13 protein-coding genes are annotated in these 17519 nt (G+C 65.5%); 10 read left to right on the top strand and 3 right to left on the bottom strand.

What is annotated here, in order from left to right:
• Positions 1–34: 34 nt before the first annotated feature.
• Positions 35–823, bottom strand: coding sequence for a 3-ketoacyl-ACP reductase (locus tag AXK11_RS02655; protein ID WP_068629102.1), 789 nt, complete (start codon positions 821–823; stop codon positions 35–37).
• Positions 824–1004: 181 nt separating this feature from the next.
• Between AXK11_RS02655 and AXK11_RS02650 the strand changes: the two genes are divergently transcribed.
• From AXK11_RS02650 to AXK11_RS02635, 4 genes are all read left to right on the top strand, one after another.
• Positions 1005–2633 carry a fucose isomerase gene (locus AXK11_RS02650; protein ID WP_068629069.1) on the top strand — a complete coding sequence of 543 codons (1629 nt, stop codon included), beginning with the start codon at positions 1005–1007 and terminating at the stop codon, positions 2631–2633.
• Between the two features lie 495 nt (positions 2634–3128).
• Positions 3129–4484: a DUF1343 domain-containing protein gene (locus AXK11_RS02645; protein ID WP_231865731.1), complete on the top strand. Its 1356-nt coding sequence runs from the start codon at positions 3129–3131 to the stop codon at positions 4482–4484.
• 269 nt (positions 4485–4753) lie between these two features.
• Positions 4754–5800 carry a sugar phosphate isomerase/epimerase family protein gene (locus AXK11_RS02640; protein ID WP_068629067.1) on the top strand — a complete coding sequence of 349 codons (1047 nt, stop codon included), beginning with the start codon at positions 4754–4756 and terminating at the stop codon, positions 5798–5800.
• 309 nt (positions 5801–6109) lie between these two features.
• On the top strand, positions 6110–7267 hold the full coding sequence (locus AXK11_RS02635) for a Gfo/Idh/MocA family protein (RefSeq protein ID WP_231865730.1): 1158 nt from the start codon (positions 6110–6112) through the stop codon (positions 7265–7267).
• A 399-nt stretch (positions 7268–7666) separates the two neighbouring features.
• Here the strand turns inward: AXK11_RS02635 and purU are convergent, their stop codons facing one another.
• Positions 7667–8614 (bottom strand): formyltetrahydrofolate deformylase, encoded by a 948-nt coding sequence (gene purU, locus AXK11_RS02630; RefSeq protein WP_068629065.1) that lies wholly within the window; start codon positions 8612–8614, stop codon positions 7667–7669.
• 253 nt (positions 8615–8867) lie between these two features.
• On the opposite strand from purU, the gene mqo reads away from it, so the two are divergent.
• Together mqo and AXK11_RS02620 are read left to right on the top strand one after the other, a co-directional pair.
• Positions 8868–10400, top strand: coding sequence for a malate dehydrogenase (quinone) (mqo, locus tag AXK11_RS02625; protein ID WP_068629063.1), 1533 nt, complete (start codon positions 8868–8870; stop codon positions 10398–10400).
• A 225-nt stretch (positions 10401–10625) separates the two neighbouring features.
• Complete coding sequence (locus AXK11_RS02620) at positions 10626–12152, top strand: rhamnulokinase (protein ID WP_231865729.1); 1527 nt, start codon at positions 10626–10628, stop codon at positions 12150–12152.
• A 41-nt stretch (positions 12153–12193) separates the two neighbouring features.
• Here AXK11_RS02620 and AXK11_RS02615 read toward each other — a convergent pair whose 3' ends face one another.
• Positions 12194–12496, bottom strand: a complete 303-nt coding sequence (locus tag AXK11_RS02615) for a hypothetical protein (protein WP_068629061.1) — start codon at positions 12494–12496, stop codon at positions 12194–12196.
• 300 nt (positions 12497–12796) lie between these two features.
• On the opposite strand from AXK11_RS02615, the gene AXK11_RS02610 reads away from it, so the two are divergent.
• The 4 genes from AXK11_RS02610 (at position 12797) to AXK11_RS02595 (ending at position 17487) form a co-directional block, all read left to right on the top strand.
• Positions 12797–13822: a biotin--[acetyl-CoA-carboxylase] ligase gene (locus tag AXK11_RS02610; RefSeq protein WP_068629059.1), complete on the top strand. Its 1026-nt coding sequence runs from the start codon at positions 12797–12799 to the stop codon at positions 13820–13822.
• Positions 13819–15009 carry an ABC transporter ATP-binding protein gene (locus AXK11_RS02605; protein ID WP_231865728.1) on the top strand — a complete coding sequence of 397 codons (1191 nt, stop codon included), beginning with the start codon at positions 13819–13821 and terminating at the stop codon, positions 15007–15009. The genes AXK11_RS02610 and AXK11_RS02605 overlap by 4 nt, the downstream gene beginning before the upstream one ends.
• A gap of 97 nt (positions 15010–15106) precedes the next feature.
• Positions 15107–15868: an ABC transporter permease gene (locus AXK11_RS02600; protein ID WP_068629057.1), complete on the top strand. Its 762-nt coding sequence runs from the start codon at positions 15107–15109 to the stop codon at positions 15866–15868.
• 125 nt (positions 15869–15993) lie between these two features.
• Positions 15994–17487, top strand: a complete 1494-nt coding sequence (locus AXK11_RS02595; RefSeq protein ID WP_068629055.1) for a GldG family protein — start codon at positions 15994–15996, stop codon at positions 17485–17487.
• The last annotated feature ends 32 nt before the right edge of the window (positions 17488–17519 follow it).

Genomic DNA, 17519 nt, shown 5'->3' with positions numbered 1-17519 from the left:
AGAAGAGGCCGGCCCCGGTCCTGTAGCGGACTGATCAGATGCGGTGAAGGTGGAAGCCGCCGTCCACGTCGAAGCAGGCGCCGGTCGAGAAGGGGAAGCGGTCTTCGGCGATTGCGCGCACGGCTCGCCCGATGTCGGAGGGCTGCCCCCAGCGGCGCAGCGGCGTGATGCCGCGCTCCTCGCGCAAGATGAGCTGGTCGTACTTGTCCTTCACCGCGCCGGTCATGTCGGTCGCGATGACGCCCGGGCGGATTTCGTAAACGTTGATCCCGGCTGCCGCGAGCCGGTCGGCGAAGAGCTTGGTCATCATCGCCAGCCCGGCCTTCACCATGCAGTAGTCGCCGCGATTGGTGGAGGCCGTGTAGGCCGAGATGGAGGTGATGGTGACGATCCGCCCGCGAAAACCTTCCGCATCGGGCGCCTGCGCGAGCATCTGCTTCGCCACGCGCTGCGAGAGGAAAAACGGCCCTTTCAGGTTAATCGCAAAGAGCCGGTCAAAACTCTCCTCCCCCGCGTCGAGCAAGTCGGCGCGCACGGTCGGGGCCACCCCCGCGTTGTTGACCAGCAGGTCGATCCGGCCGCCGAGTCCCTCGCAGGCTTGGGCCACGAGCCGCTCGCGATCTGCCGCCGAGGCAATGTCGCCCTGCACGGTGAGGCCCTCGCCGCCCGCCTCTCGCACGAGCGCGAGCGCTTCGGCAGCGGCGGCCGCATTGCCCGCGTAGTTGATCGCCACGCGGCAGCCCGCGCGGGCGAGCTCGATAGCGATCCCCCGCCCGATACCGCGCGAGGCGCCCGTCACCAAGGCCGTTTTTTGCGTCGTCATAATCACGCCGACCAAAGCCGCGCCGCACTCGCATTCAAAGAAAATCAACGCTCGCCGAAGCCTGCCAAACCGCTAGCTGTGTGCGAAATTTTACGAAAGCGTAAGCCACTGCCCCCACCTACTCCCCCTTCCATTCCCCGGCGCTCACCGCGCGGCCACTCCTCCTTTCACCTCCCCTCTCATGAAAAAACTCCCCGCAAAATCGATCCTCCTCGTCGCCAACGGCGACCTGCGCCTCTCCGCCAATCAAGCGACCTGGCACTTGCAAGTCGCGATGGAGAAGCAGCTCGCCAAGGCCGTCGCCGCACTCGGCTACAAACTCGTCCGCGCCCACGCCTACAAACCCAAGCTCAAGCACGGCTTCATCTCCTCACAAAAAGAAGGCATGGAAGTCTTCGCCGGGATCGACCCGCAGGCGCCGCTGATCGTCGCCGAGTCTGTCTGGCAATACTCGCACCACGTGCTGCACGGGCTCATCTCGCACCGCGGCCCGATCCTCACCGTCGCCAATTGGTCGGGCAGCGCCCCCGGGCTCGTCGGCATGCTCAATCTCAACGGCTCGCTCACCAAGGCGGGCGTAAACTACTCCACCCTTTGGAGCGAAGATTTCACCGACAGCTTCTTTCTCAAAAACCTGGAGAAGTGGCTGAAGACCGGCGCAGTGCAGCACCGCCAGACGCACGTGCGCCCGCTCTCCCGCTGCGCCGTGCCCGCTCGCGCCAAAACCCTTGGCAAGAAACTCGCCGACGAGCTGCGCCAGAAGAAGGCCATCATGGGCATCTTCGACGAAGGCTGCATGGGCATGTACAATGCCATCATCCCCGACGAGCTGCTCTTCCAGACTGGCGTCTACAAAGAGCGCCTCTCGCAGTCCGCCCTCTATTACGAGACCACCCAGGTCAGCGACGCCGAAGCACGCGCCGTTTACTCCTGGCTGAAGAAAAAGGGGCTCACCTTTCACTACGGCAAAAACCCGAAGACCGACCTCACCGAAGACCAGGTCCTGCTACAGTGTAAGATGTACGTGGCCGCACTGCGCATCGCCGACGAGTTCGGCTGCGACGCCATCGGCATCCAGTACCAGCAAGGACTCAAAGACCTGCTCCCCGCCTCCGACCTCGCCGAAGGCCTCCTCAACAACGCCGACCGCCCCCCGGTCAAAAACGCCCAGGGGAAGGAAATCCTCCCCGGCCAGCCGCTCACCCACTTCAACGAAGTCGACGAGTGCGCCGGGCTCGACGGCATCTTCACCCACCGCGTGCACCGCGCCCTCAAGCAGCCCATCGAAAACACGCTGCACGACCTGCGCTGGGGCACCCCCGACCCGACCGGCACGGTAGACGACTACGTCTGGGTCTTCCTCATCTCCGGCGCCGCGCCCGCCGCCCACCACATCGGCGGCTACAAGGGCAGCGACTCCCTGCGCCAGCCGCCCATGTACTTCCGCCTCGGCGGCGGCACCTTGCGCGGCGTCGCCAAGCCGGGCGAGATCGTCTGGAGCCGCATTTTCGTGGAAAACGGCAAACTCAAGATGGACCTCGGCCGCGCCAAAGTCGTCGAACTCCCGCGCGAGGAAACCGAGCGCCGCTGGCGCGAGACCAACCCCCAGTGGCCCATCATGCACGCCGTGACCTACGGCGTCTCGCGCGACCAGATGATGGCCCGCCACAAGGCCAACCACATCCAGGTCGCCTACGCCAAAGACGCCGCCGCGGCCGATCTCGCCCTCTACACGAAAGCCGCCCTCGCCTCCCAGCTCGGCCTCGAAGTCGCCCTCTGCGGCACAAAGGCCAACGGCACGAAGTTTTAAAACGTGCACTCAATTGACCGAGGCGCCGATTGACGGCGAGGCAACGACTCGCCGCCCGATAAAAAGGGCCGAAGCCCCCGCTGCGCGCGGGGCGGTGGCCAGTGGCCACTTCCGTTCAATTCCGGATTTGGTGAGTTCGCTTCGCGAGCACACCAAATCCGGAATTTGAATAAGCAGGACTCCGCCACATCGTAGCAGAAGTTCTGCCGTGATCCCGACGAGTCGGGATTCCATTTGGGCGAATTACAAAAAACCACTGGTTAAACCGGTGTCCCAAGCGAATCGCTACCACGGGTTACCATTCAATTCACCGCACGGTAGCTGAAAGGCAGGCACTGACGAGTCGCCAGCACGCGGCTCGCCAAATGAAAGGGCCTCGGCGGCCCCGCACCACGCGTAGTGGCAAAACGCTGAGGGCTCGACGGAGCGATGCGCCAACGCACAGTCGGGCGGATGCGTGGTACGCGTTGCCCTTCTTTTATTACATGCGCGGTGATGTTTGGCTGGCTGGTGCCGCTCCTGTTTCTGGCTGTGCAAACGCAGCCCGCGCGGGCGCAGTCTGCCGCGGCCAAGGCTCCTCAACGGCCCGAACCGGGCTCGACCGCACTTACTCAAAACAGGAGTGCCGAGTCGCTCATGCTCGGGATTGATGTGCTGGAGGCGCAGGGCTTTGCCGCGATTCGCGGCAAGCGCGTGGGGCTGCTCACCCATCCGGCGGGCGTCAACCGGCGCGGCGAAAGCACGATTGATGTGCTGCGGCGCGCGCACAGCAGCGGCGCGGTAAAGCTCGTCGCGCTCTTCGGCCCCGAGCACGGCATTTACGGCAACTTCAAGGCCGCCGTCGATGTGGCCGACAGCATCGACCGGCGCACGGGGCTGCCCGTCTATTCGCTGCACGGCAAGCACCGCAAACCCACGCCGCAAATGCTCGCCGGACTCGATGCGATGGTCATCGACCTGCAAGACATCGGCACGCGCAGCTACACGTTTGTGAGCGCGATGCTGTACACGATGGCCGCCTGTTTTGAAAACGGAGTCGAGGTCATCGTCCTCGACCGGCCCAACCCGCTCGGCGGCCTCAAGGTCGATGGGCCACCGCTCGACGCCGAGTGGAAAAGCTACGTCGGCGCCTTTCGCGTGCCCTACGTGCATGGGCTGACGATCGGCGAGCTCGCCCGCATGGCGAAGGAAGCGCCGGGCGTCATGCGCGTGCCCGGGCCCAACGGGATCAACGTCACCGAGGCCAACCGCGAGCGCGGGCGACTCACCGTCATCCCGATGCGCGGCTGGCGGCGCAGCATGCGCTGGCCCGACACCGGGCTCAGGTGGATCCCCACCTCGCAGTACATCCAGGACTTTGCTGCCGTGGTCGGCTACCCGATGCTCGGGCTCGGCACCGAGATCGGGAAATTCAGCCACGGGCTGCCCGGCCCGCTCTACCCGTTTCGCACGATTTCCCATCCCGACCTCACCGCGCAGGCGCTCCAGAAAGAGCTGACCGCACTCCGGCTCCCGGGGCTGCGCTTCAGCCTGATCGACGCGCGCAACGCCAAAGGCCAGCCCACCAAAGCGCTCTACGTCGAAGTCACGGACTGGGACGCGTGGCGGCCTACCGAGCTCAATTTTCACCTTATGCGCCTGGCCGCCAAACACGACAAGAAGAACCCCTTCGCCAAGCTCAACGAAGCCGAGAAACGCCGCTTCCTCATCCACACCGGCTCGGCCGCGCTCCTCGACGCGCTGCGCCGCCACGGCGCGCGCACCAATATCGACGCCCTCTTTCGCGACTGGCACGCACGCGCGCTCGTTTACCAGCGGCACTCGCGCCGCTACTGGCTGTACGCACCCTGATGCGCACGGCCCTTTCGCCCGCCTCCCCCCAACCGAGCGCTCAACCGGAGCAAACGCGGCCCGCAGCACGATCCAAATAAAGCGGATGAAGACTGCTTGCAGCGCAAAACGCTTTCTCTCCAACTAGCGCGCATCGGCGCGGGCAGCACCCTGCCCGCGCGTTTCTTCCCCCAACTCTCACCCAAAAACAAAGAACCCTAAAAGCCGCCTCTTACCTGACGCGCGTGCACCGATTGCCGATGCGCCACGTAAAGCGGCCATGAACGACTGTGCCTAGACCCGTCACCATATTCACCGGCCAATGGGCCGACCTCCCCCTCGCCGAGCTCGCGCCGCTCGCCAAAAAAATGGGCTACGACGGCCTCGAACTCGCCTGCTGGGGCGACCACTTCGACGTCGATCAAGCGCTGAGCTCGCCCAAGTACGTTGATGAGAAATGGCAGCTCCTGCTCGACAACGGGCTGAGCAGCTACGCGATCTCCAACCACCTGCTCGGCCAGGCGATCTGCGACCGCATCGACGAGCGCCACCAAGCCGTACTCCCGCCCGACGTCTGGGGCGATGGCGACCCCGAGGGCGTGCGCCAGCGCGCCGCGGCCAAGATGATCGTCACCGGCCAGGCCGCGCGAAAATTCTTCGACGCCAAGCCCGGCCTCAAGGACAGCGAGAAAGGCAAGACCGCCGTCGTCAACGGCTTCACCGGCTCCTCGATCTGGCACTCCATCTACAGCTTCCCGCCCACGCCGAAATCGTACTGGGACGCGGGCTTCGCCGACTTCGCCGCACGCTTCGGCCCGATCCTCGAAGCCTTTGACAAGGTAAACGTAAACTTCGCCCTCGAAGTCCACCCGACCGAGATCGCCTTCGACGCCGCCAGCGCGCAGATGGCGCTCGACGCGCTAAAAGGTCACCGCCGCTTCGGCTTCAACTACGACCCCTCGCACTTCGGCTACCAAGGCGTGGACTACGTCGGCTTCATCCGCCGCTTCGCCGACCGCATCTATCACGCGCATATGAAGGACGTGTGGTGGGGCCACGGAGACGGCACCGTCGGCACCTTCGGCGGGCACACCGAGTTTGGCGACCCGCGCCGCGCGTGGGACTTCCGCTCAGTCGGTCGCGGCGACATCCGCTTCGAGGACATCATCGTCGCGCTAAACGACATCCGCTACGAAGGCCCGCTCTCCGTCGAGTGGGAAGACATCCGCATGGACCGCGTGCACGGCGCGACCGAGAGCGCAGCCTTCGTCCGCCGCCTCGACTTCCCGCGCAACGACGTCGCCTTCGACGCCGCCTTCGACAAGAAAAACCAGTAGTCGCAAAAAAACACCGAGGCTCGCACCGCAAACGCAGTGCGAGCCTTTTAGCATAAGGCTTAACCCAAGAACACTCGCCGCTCAGGCCGCTTGGCGATTCGCCAAAACGGAACAAGCCGCCACCCGGCAAAACGGGAAACCCATCGGGCCGAGTGTTTTGGTTTAACAGTTTTTCAGGACTCCCCCCCTTCCCACTTTTTCTCCCCTCCAAAAAAACATAACCCTGACGGCTCTTCTACTCGCCGAAGCGAAAACGGGAGCATCCCGCAGCCAGGCGACAGAAAGAGCCGAGCGATCCCACAAATTCTTATGAACAGAAAACTACGTTACGGAATGATCGGCGGCGGCCAAGGTGCCTTCATCGGCGCCGTCCACCGCGCTGCAATCGGCCTCGACGGCCAAGCTGAACTCGTCGCCGGCGCCTTCTCCTCCGAGCCCAAGCGCGCCAAGGCCTCCGCGGCCTCGCTCTTCATCGCGCCCGAGCGCGCTTACGGCTCTTACCAAGAGATGGCCAAGAAAGAGGCGCAGCTCCCCGCTGACCAACGCATCGACTTCGTCTCGATCGTCACGCCCAACCACCAGCACTTCCCGCCCGCGAAACTCTTCCTCGAAAGCGGTTTCAACGTCGTCCTCGAAAAGCCCGCCACGCTCAACCTCGCCGAAGCAAAAGCGCTCAAGAAGATCGTAGAGAAGACCGGCAAAGTCCTCGTCCTCACCCACAACTACACGGGTAACGTGATGGTGAAGCAGGCCCGCGAACTGGTCCGCAGTGGCTACCTCGGTGACATCCGCAAGGTCATCGCCGAGTACCCGCAAGGCTGGCTCTCCACCCTCGCCGAGAAGGGCGACAACAAGCAGGCCGGCTGGCGCACCGACCCCAAGCGCAGCGGCGCAGCGGGCTGCATCGGCGACATCGGCACGCATGCCGAAAACCTCGCCCGCTACATCACCGGGCTGGAGATCGACTCCCTGTGCGCCGACCTCACCACCTTCGTCAAAGGCCGCAAGCTCGACGACGACGGCAACATCCTCGTGCGCTACAAGGGCGGCGCCAAAGGCATCCTGCACGCCTCGCAGATCAGCGTGGGCGAGGAAAACGCGCTCAACATCCGCGTCTACGGCACCAAAGCCTCAATCGAGTGGCACCAGGAGCACCCCAACGAACTCGTGGTGAAATACCCCGACAAGCCGCGCGAAATCTGGCGGCGCGGGAACGGCTACGTCTCCGCCCAACCCGCGAAGTTCACGCGCATCCCCGCCGGCCACCCCGAAGCCTATCTCGAAGGCTTCGGTAACATCTATCAAGAAGCCGTTCGCGCCATCCGCGCCGAAGTCGCAGGCAAGAAACTGCCCAAGGATCTCGACTTCCCGACCATCGACGACGGCGTCTACGGCATGGCCTTCATCGAGACCACCGTGAAGAGCTCCAAACTCGGCGCCAAGTGGCTCAAGTTCCCAAAGCTCTAACGAGGTAGCGCCCCTCTCCACTGCGCGTGGGGCGGGGGACGGTGTCCCCTGCCATTTACTGTGCGGCTTGTTGTCGGGCGGAACGCCCGACGAACAAGCCGCACAGTTGAATGAACTCCCTGACCGGAGCTCAGGTGGAAGTTTAACCCGTAAACTTTTTCGCCGCGCCCAAATGGGTTCCCGCTCCATCCACACACGGATTGAGGTAACTGACGAGCCGCCAACGAGCGGCTCGCCAAATGAAACGGGGCTGAGCCCCTCGCAACGCGACAGGGGGATGGCCCGTTAAATTTGGGAATCGCGCTTCGGCGCGCAGCGACGAGGCCGATTCCCAAATTCAATGGCATGTGGCGCCACGCCACCGCCCCACGCGCAGTGGGGAAGTCTGTGACTCGGCTCCTATTCGGAGAAGAGGATTGTTTTGTGGCCGTGGACGAGGACACGGTCTTCCAGATGCAGGCGGAAGCCGCGCGCGAGGACGGCGCTCTCCACGTCTTTGCCGAGCCGCATCATGTCTTTGATCGTGTCGCTATGGCGGATGCGCACGACATCTTGCTCGATGATCGGACCCGCATCGAGCTCTTCGGTCACGTAGTGGCAGGTCGCGCCGATCAGCTTCACGCCGCGTTCCTCGGCTTGGTGGTAGGGGCGCCCGCCGACAAAGGAGGGCAGGAAGCTGTGGTGGATGTTGATGATGCGGTCGCGGTAGCGCTCGCAGAGCCAGGGCGGGAAGATCTGCATGTAGCGCGCGAGCACGATCGTATCGGGCGCGGCTTGATCGATCAGCGCAGCAGTCTGCTTGAGCGCAGCGTCCTTGCCCGCTGGATCGCGCGGCACGGGCACGTGGTGAAAGGGCACGCCGTACCACTCGACGAGGGGGCGCAGGTCGTCGTGATTGGAGATCACGCAGGGCAGGTCAAAGACGAGGTCGCCCGACTTTCGCCGGTGCAGCAGGTGCGCCAGGCAGTGGTCGAAGCGGCTTACGAGGATCACCACGCGGCGCGGTTGCTGCGCATCGGTGATCCGCCACTGCATGCCAAACGCTTCTGCGATGGGGCGGAATTCCTCCGCCAGGCGGGCGAGCAATGCGGCATCATCCGCGGCGGCACTCACGGGCGAGTGCGCCTCCGCCGCGCTCGGCGAGCCCCTCCCGATCTCGAACTCCGAGCGCATGAAAAACCACTGGCTGTGCGTGTCGTGGTAGTGGTTGGCCTCGGTGATCGAGGCGCCGCGCTCCGCCAAAAACGTCGCCACCCGGGCGACGATCCCGACGCGGTCGGGGCAACTGGCAATCAGGCGCAAGCGCGCCGGGTTTAAGACAGGGGGCGGAGTGGGCAACGAGGTCATTGCAGTGCTAGAAGGGCAGGGTTTTCGCAAAACAGGACGCTCAAGCAGCCTTGCGCTCGCCACTTTTACGAGCCGAGAGTTTGCCCCCCCGAAGCGCGGGCACTCTCATCAGCGCGCCCACCGTTTTTCTCCCGATATCGCACCTCTGCCCTCACGCCTCCTGCGCCGCCGGATCGGCAACACGTGTCCCGCCAATCTTCGCTTATAAATAGAACCCGTGTGCGCGGAGCCCCGCCCCCCGCTTTAACACGCCATGCCTGCCCGCACTCACCGCCCTGCCGCTACGCCGCCCATCGATTCGCCCGACGTCCTCCTGGTGGGCAGCGGCATCATGTCCGCCAACCTCGCCGCGCTGCTCAAGCAACTCGACCCCGCGCTCACGATCCAGGTCTACGAGGCGACCGAGCAGCTCGCCCAGGAAGCCTCCAATGGCTGGAACAACGCGGGCACCGGCCATGCGGGCCTGTGCGAGCTGAGCTACACGCCCAATCGCGGCCCCGATGGCGAGGTCGATGTCGCCAAGGCCATCAGCGTCTTCGCCGAGTTTGAGCACTCGCTCCAGTTTTGGGGCTACGCGGCAGCGCAGGGCATGCTGCCCGAGCCGCGCCGCTTCATAAACCCCGTGCCGCACATCAGCTTCGTCCACGGGCAGGACTGGGTCGACTTCCTCGCATCGCGCCATCGCGGGCTCAGCCAGCACCACTTCTTCCGGCAGATGGAGTACTCGACCGACCGCGAGACCATTGCCCGGTGGGCACCGCTGCTGCTCGACGCGCGCGACCCCGCCGTGCCGATCGCCGCCACGCACATGCCGGGCGGCACCGACGTCAACTTCGGCGAAATCGCGCGCGGACTCCTCTCCTGGCTCGCCGCGCAAGACGGCTGCGCAGTCACCACCGCCCACCGGGTCGTCGACCTCAAGAAACTCGACCGACCGCAGCGCGGCTGGCGCGTCAGCGTGCGCGACCTCGCCACTGGCGCCGTCCGGCACACGCACGCCAGGTTCGTCTTCATCGGCGCGGGCGGCGGCAGCCTCCCGCTCTTGCAAAAAGCGGGCATCGCCGAGCAGCGCGGCCTCGGCGGCTTCCCCATCGGCGGCCAGTGGCTCATCTGCGACAACCCCGAGATCGTCGCCCGCCACCGCGCAAAAGTTTACGGCCAGCCGCTCGCCGCCGCGCCCACGATGGCCGTCCCGCACCTCGATACGCGCATCCTCGACGGCCGCCAGACGCTGCTCTTTGGCCCCTTCGGCTCGTGGACGACCAAGTTCCTCCACCGCAAAGGCCGCTGGACCGACCTGCCGCGCTCCATCCGCCCGCACAACCTCGGCACGCTCATCAAGATCGGCCTCAGCAACCTCGGCCTCATCCGCTACCTCATCCAGCAAGGCACCCAGTCGATGCAAGACCGGCTCGACGTGCTCCACGTCTTCTACCCGGGCGCGCGACTCGCAGACTGGCGGCTGATCGATGCGGGCATCCGCGTCCAGGCCATCAAGAAAACCGACGGTCAGGCGGGCATCGTCCACTACGGCACCGAAGTCATCACCAACCCCGAGAAAACGATCTCCGCGCTCCTCGGCGCCTCACCCGGCGCGTCGACCAGCGTGAACATCGTCCTCGAAGTTTTGGAAAACTGCTTTGCCGAAAAACTCGCCGATCCCGCCGTCCGCGAACGCCTCACCCAGATCGTCCCCAGCTACTCGCTCGACCTCGCCCAGCCAGAAAACGCAGAGCGATTTGACGCACTCCACAGCCAAGCCCTGAAACGGCTCCAGCTCGCGTAAGGCGCCGCCGCTTCAGAAGCGCGTTTCGCTCAACGAGCGACACGCGCGAAGAAAACGAGCCCGAAGCCCCCAGCTCGCTGCCCCAAACTCCCCTCCTGCCCCATGCCTGCGAAACCTGTAAAAAATCCCCCGAAGCCTGTGCGCAAAGAAACGGCTACCCGCTGCGCCGCGGCAAAAAAAACACGGGCCAAACCAACGCCTGTACGCGCAAGCCAGCCCGGCAACGTGGCACGCCACACAATCAGCAGCGGGCGCCGCGGCTCCGCTCCGGTTGCTTGCGCGGCGGTTGATCTGGGGGCGACCAGTGGGCGCGTCATCCTCGGGCTCTGGGCGGGAGAGGCGGGAGGGCGCCTCCGGCTCACCGAGGCGCACCGCTTCCCCAACGCCTACCGCGAGCTCGGGCCGCACGCATATTGGGATATCGGCCAGCTCTGGCACGAAGTCCGCAGCGGCCTGGTAAAGGCCGCCGCACTCGTCCCGCACGGCGGGCGGCTCGCCAGCGTCGGCGTCGATAGCTGGGGCTGCGACCACGTGCTGCTCGACGACAGCGGCCGGATCGTTTTCCCGCTCCATGCTTACCGCGACAACCGCGTGCAGCCCGCACTCAAGGCACTCAACAAAGACCGCGCCAGCAGTGCGCGGCTCTACGCGGCGACCGGCATCCCCAATCTCTTTTACAATACCAGCCTGCACCTCGCCGAGACGCTCGACCGCTACCCCGCTATCCGCGGCCTCGCCACGCGCTGCCTCTTCCTGCCCGACTACTTCAACTTCCTGCTCAGCGGCCGGCTCGAAAACGAGCTCACCATCTCCAGCACCTCGCAGCTTCTCGGCGTGCAGCCGCAAGCCGAATGGGCGCCCGATGCGCTCGCGCACTTCGGCATCCCGCCGGAATGGTTTCGCACGCCCATTCTCCCCGGCACGCCGCTCGGCCCCGCCCGCTCCATCCCCGAGCTGCGCGGCGCGCAGGTAATCGCCGTCCCCGGGCACGACACCGCCTGCGCTTACGACGCCATGCCCGCCAGCGAAGACGGCGGTGACCTCTACCTGAGCTCCGGCACCTGGTCGCTCATCGGCTTTGAAAACCCTACGCCGCTGCTCGGCCCTGCGGCGCAAAAAGCGCGCATCGCCAACGAGCGCGCAGGCGGCGGCCACTTCCGCCCGCTCACCAATATCGACGGCCTTTTCCTGCTCGAACAACTCATGGTCGAGTACCCCGAGCAACGGCCCAAAAATGCGAAAGACTGGGCCGCGCTCGTCAGCGCCGCCGAAGCCCTGCGCCCCGCCAGCAAACGCAACACCCGCGCGGCGGCTGGAGGCCCCGCGCTGCTAAAACTAAACGATGGCAGCTTCGCCAACCCCGCCTCGATGAGGGCCGCAATCGACTCCCAGTTGCGCAAGCGGAAGCTGCCGCTGCCCGCCGACCTCGCCGGCTACGCGCGGCTGATCTACGACTCCATCGCGCACAGTCACGCCGAAGCGATGCACCTCTTCGAGCGCCTCACGAACAAACAGTTCAAGCGCATCCTGATGGTCGGCGGCGGCTCCAAAAACCGGTTGCTGTGCCAAGCCACCGCCGATGCTGCGGGCATCCCCGTGCACTCCTTCAGCCTCGAAGGAACGGCTGTCGGCAACATCGCCCGCCAGCTCATCGCCCTGGGCGCAGTAAAAGACCTCCGAAGCTTCCGCCACCACCTCAGCGCACAGCTTACGGGCAGTGCCCGCTACCATCCACGCTCGCGCGACTCGTGAGCCACGCAGCATGATGTAGCCCGCGAAATACTCCGCGCTTCTTACCGTGAAAGCTGCGCGAGAAAAGTGCGGGTGATTTGTTCCCACTCGTGAGCGAGGTCGGTTTTTGGGACGGGCTGGCCTGCGCGGCCGTACCAATACGAGGCGTTGCCGAGGTCGCCTTCCTTGCGGTGCAGGTAGGCGTGTACCCAACACGCTTCGCGCGACTCCAGCCGGTGGATTCCTTCGTGAGCTTTTTCCCAATCGCCTTTGGCATCGTACCACAACGCGCCCAGCTCAACGGAGAGCCCCTCGGGCGGGGCACTATCGGCAGCCACTGAGCGTTTAAATTCGGCGAGTAACATGTGCGCCACGGTAGTAGTGCAGGCGCCGGCGCGCAACCGTTCGCATTTCCCTCCGGACCGAGGTCGGGGCTACGCAGGATGGAGCTGCGCGAGACAATGCCCGGCCCCGCCTTCTCCGGCCTCCCCCTCGCCTTCTCGACGTCACGCTCCAGGTAGAAACGCCCAGCTTCCCCGCAAGCTCACCGCTAAAAAAGGATGCGAAGACCCCTTGCCGCTGGGCGGCCCACTAGCGTTTATTCGCGGCCACTGCTACCGCCTCCCTCCCGCCCTCCTCCCGCCACTCTCACGCTCTCCGCCCGCATGCCACACCGCGCCCACCGACCTGAACTTGTGATCTTGAGCGAGCTCACCCAGGCCGCGCCCGACTACGTCTCGGGTGAGGCACTCGCCGCGCAACTGGGGATCAGCCGCGTCGCCGTCTGGCAGCATATGGAGAAGCTGCGCGCGCAGGGTTTCGAGTTCGAGACCAAGCACTCGCGCGGCTACCGGATCGGCGCGGTACCGCTGGAGCTGCACGCCGCCTATATCGAGATCCTGCTGCGTAAGCGGGGGCGCGATACGGTGCCCTTTAGCGTCTACGACACGATTGACAGCACCAACGACGAGGCCGCCCGCCGCCTCGCGCGCGGCGAGCCCGCGCCCTTCGCCATCCTCGCCCGCGAGCAGACCCGGGGCCGCGGGCGCTTCAAGCGCGATTGGCAGAGCGGCAAGCACGGCAACCTCTACTCCAGTTTTGCGTTTCGCCCCGAGCTGCCGCCGCAGCGGATGCCGACCTTTACGCTCTGGATGGGGGTAAACATCTGCGAGCTGATCCACACGCTGTGCGGGCTGCCCGCGCAGATCAAGTGGCCCAACGACATCGTCTTCGGCAGGCGCAAATGCGGCGGCATCCTCACCGAGGCGCGGATCGATGCCGACCAGATGCGCGACCTCGTTTTCGGCTTCGGGCTAAACGTAAACCAGGTGGCGGGCACCTGGGGGCGGTCGCTGCGCCGCCCCGCCACTTCGCTGCGGGTTGAGGCGGGACGCCCGATCGATGTGAACCATTTGACTGCGGCGTTGCTTGGCAGGATCAGCCTCGCGTACAGCCAGTTCGTCGCCGACCAGTACGCCGAGCAACTCACCACACTTTGGGAGAAGCACGATGCGTTGCGCGGCCAGCAAATCACCGTCGTAAACGGCACGCAAAACATCGAGGGAACCGCCTGCGGGATCGACGAGAACGGCAAGCTGCTGCTGCGGGTGGGCGACGGCACGCAGCAGCGTTTCGCAGCAGGCGAAGTCACACTCGAAAGCGCTGCTGCCCAAGCCCCGATCACCCCATGAGCAACGCCAACGCAGGGCCCGCCACAGTCGCCGCACAAGCCCGCCCGCCTGTGAAGGGTGAGGCGCAGTCTGATTTTGAAACCGCTGTGGCGGGCCCGCCCCCCGCACACATGACAAGCGAAGACGCGCTCACAGCGAGCCCGGCGCCCGCGCCAGCCACGACGCCCGATAGCGATGCAACGCCCCAGGCCGCGCCGCCCTCGCCCCCCGCCCCTCCCGCCATAGAGGTGCACGATCTGGTGAAGAGCTACGCGGGCCACGTCGCCGTGGATCACATCAGCTTCTCGCTGCCGCGCGGAGAGATCCTCGGCTTCCTCGGCCCCAATGGCGCAGGCAAGTCGACCACGATGCGGATCCTCACCGGCTACCTGCCGGCGACCTCGGGCCGCGTCGCCGTCTGCGGGCACCCGGTCGCCTCGCGCGGTGCCGAGGTTAAAAAACTCATCGGCTACATGCCGGAAAATAACCCGCTGCCCGAAGACATGCGCGTACACGAGTACCTGTATTTTCGCGGGCGGCTAAAAGAGATGCCGCGCCGCGCACTCGCGCCGCGCATCGACGAGGTGCTGGAGCTGTGCGACCTGAAGCGCGTGCGCCACAAAATCATCGGCAAGCTCTCCAAGGGCTTTCGCCAGCGCGTGGGGATCGCCGAAGCGATCCTCGCCGAGCCACCGATCATCATCATGGACGAGCCCACGATCGGGCTTGATCCGCACCAGATCCTCATCGTGCGCGACTTGATCGCCAGCCTACGCGGGCGGATGACGGTCATCATCTCCAGCCACATCCTGCCGGAGATCGAGATGACCTGCGACCGCGTCCTCATCATCAACCAGGGCCGGATCGTCGCCCAGGGAACCCCCGAAGAGCTGCGCCGCAGCGTGATCGGCCACTCGCACTACGAGCTCGAAGCCGCGGGCGACCCCAGCCTGCTGCCGCGCGCCCTCGGCGAGTGCGACGAGTCGCTGCAAATCGCCGCCACCGGCGAGCCCGATGCGGCGGGCTTTCACCGCTGGCTGCTCACCACCAAGCGCGAAGACCCGCTGGGCGAGGCGCTCCTGACAGCGCTCACACAAAGCGGCTTTCGCGTGCGCTCGCTGAGCCGCTCGCAGCCCACGCTGGAGGACGTCTTCCTCGCGGCCACGCGCCGCAGTTGGGACGTCACCTCCGATGAATTGAAACGCTAACCCGCTCGCCGCCCTTCCGCTCCGCACGAACCTTTCCCTCCCGCCTCGCCCACTTCTTCTGTAACGCAACTTCCTCCGCTCCCGCCCGCCTCTCCCGATGCGCCACTTCCTCACGATCCTTAACCACGAAGTCCGCATGTTGCTGGTCACGCCCAGCACCTATATCGCGGCGACGTTGTTCCTCGCCGTGATGGGCTTTTTCTTCACGAGCCTTCTGCAAGATTACAGCAACGCGCCCCAGGAAGTCTCGCCGCCCCAGGTATTCTTCCAGCTCTTCTGGTTTCCCGTGCTCTTCATGGTGCCGCTGCTGACGATGAAGTGCCTGGCCGAGGAGCGCCGCCTCGGCACACTGGAAACGCTGCTGACGACGCCCGTCACCACGGCCGAAGTCATTTTGGGCAAGTACGCCGCCGCCTACCTGCTGTACCTCTCGCTCTGGGCGACGACCGGCGGCTTCTTCTACATCCTGTATCGCTTTGCGGGTGACCTGCGCTTCATCGACCCCGAGTCGCTTTTTGGCGGCTACCTGTTTATCGCCGTCTCCGGGCTGCTCTTCATCGCGGTGGGCGTTTTCGCCAGCGCGCTGGCGCGCAACCAGGCCGTCGCGGGCATACTCAGCTTTGCGCTTCTGTTTGCGCTGATCTTCGGCGGCGGGCTTTTGCAAAATACGGCCTGGCTCGAACGCGAGGTGCTGCACCCCGCACGCGAAGCGCTCCACTACGCGCAAATCATCCAGCATCGCGAAGACTTCGCGCGCGGCATTGTCGATACCCGCCAACTGCTCTTCTACCTGAGCAGCACCACGCTCGCCCTCATCTTCAGCATCCTCGGTGTCGAGGCGAAGCTCCTGCACAATTAAGCGCCCGCCCTACCCGCCACTGCCCCACCCATTTTCAGTCCCGCACGCATGCCACTTCACCCGATTTTCAACCCCCACCAACGCGCGGCCAACGAGCCGCGCGCAAAATAGAAAGGTCTGCGACCTTGTTTTCGCCTGACAGTTTTCGTGCCGCCCGATGGCTGCGCACCTGCAACCTCGTCCTGCAGGTGCTGCTCTTCCTTTCGCTCTTTAGCGGGCTAAACTACCTGGCGCGCAGCTACGCGTGGCGCTTCGACCTGACGGCCCAGCAGCGGCACTCGCTCTCGCCCGAGACACGCGCGTACCTGCGCGGGCTGGAGCGACCCGTGCGTATCGTCGTCACCCTGAGCGAGACCGATCAGGACCCGGAAATCGCCGAAGCCTACCGCGACCTGCGCGGCCTCCTGCGCGAGTACAGCTACGCCAGCCAGAGCAATCCCAACGGGCCGATCTCCGTCGAGTTTATCGACGTGTACCGCCAACACCAAATCGCCACCCAGCTCGGCCTCAGCGACTCCAACACGATCCTGTTGCTCTGCGGCGAAAGCCGCCAGCAAGTCGCCATCGCCGACCTGTACGGCGTCTCCGAGCGCCAGCGAAAAGACTTCCGCGGGGAGGAAGCCATCACGGCGGCCATCCTCAGTGTCTCCAACCCCGCGCGCAAAAAAATCTACTTTCTGACTGGCAACGGCGAGCTGCGCCCCGACGACGTCGATCCCACGCGCGGCCTCTCCGTGCTGAGCGACGAGCTGCGGCTGCGCAACTACGCGGTCGAGCTGCTCTCGCTCGCCACCACAGACGCCGTCCCTGCCGATGCCGACCTGGTGATCGCCGCCGCGCCGCAAGGCCGCTACGACGCGCGCACCCAGGAGCAGTTGCGCGACTACCTCTCCCTGCGCCAAGGCCGACTCATCGTGCTGCTCGCGCCCGGGATCCCGCACGGGCTCGACCAGTTTTTTTACGATTGGGGCATCCTCGTGGACGACGTCGTCATCCACGACGGCGATCTCGCCAGCTACACGGACAACGGCGACCTCATCGTCCGCGATTTCAACCCACACCCCATCACCCGCACGCTCATCGACTACCGGATGCCGCTGCGCATCGGCGCGGCCCGCAGCGTGCGGCCCGACCCAGGCCGCGGTCTTGCGGGCGGGCTCGAGGTCTCCGTGCTGGCGGCCACGGCGCAGACCGCCTGGGGAGAAGTCAGCTACCGGCGGCGCAGCAGGCCCGAGTACAACGCGGGCGTCGACCTGAAGGGCCAGCCCGGGCTCGCGCCCGATGGACGGCTCGGCCTGGTCGCGACCTCCGAGCGCGTGCAGGCGCGCGGCGACCTGCCCTTCAGCGTGCGCAGCGGCCGCCTCGTCGTCATCGGCACGGGCGACCTCGTCACCAACCAGCGCATCGCCAACCCGGGGAACCAGAGCCTCTTTCTCAACGCGGTGAAGTGGGGGATCGACCGCGACGCCGAGCTCAACATCCCGCCGCGGCCCATCGAGCGCTTCCAGCTCGCGCTCGACCGCAGCGAGCTGCTCAAGCTGCGCAGCCTGCTCGGCTTCGCCCTGCCGCTCGCGACTGCGCTGCTCGGGCTCATCGTCTACTGGTCGCGCCGCAGCTAGAGCAGCGTACGGCGCACATCTGCACCACCACC

This window comes from Cephaloticoccus primus (assembly GCF_001580015.1).
Taxonomy (GTDB): domain Bacteria; phylum Verrucomicrobiota; class Verrucomicrobiia; order Opitutales; family Opitutaceae; genus Cephaloticoccus; species Cephaloticoccus primus.
This window is presented reverse-complemented; position numbering and strand designations above follow the sequence as displayed.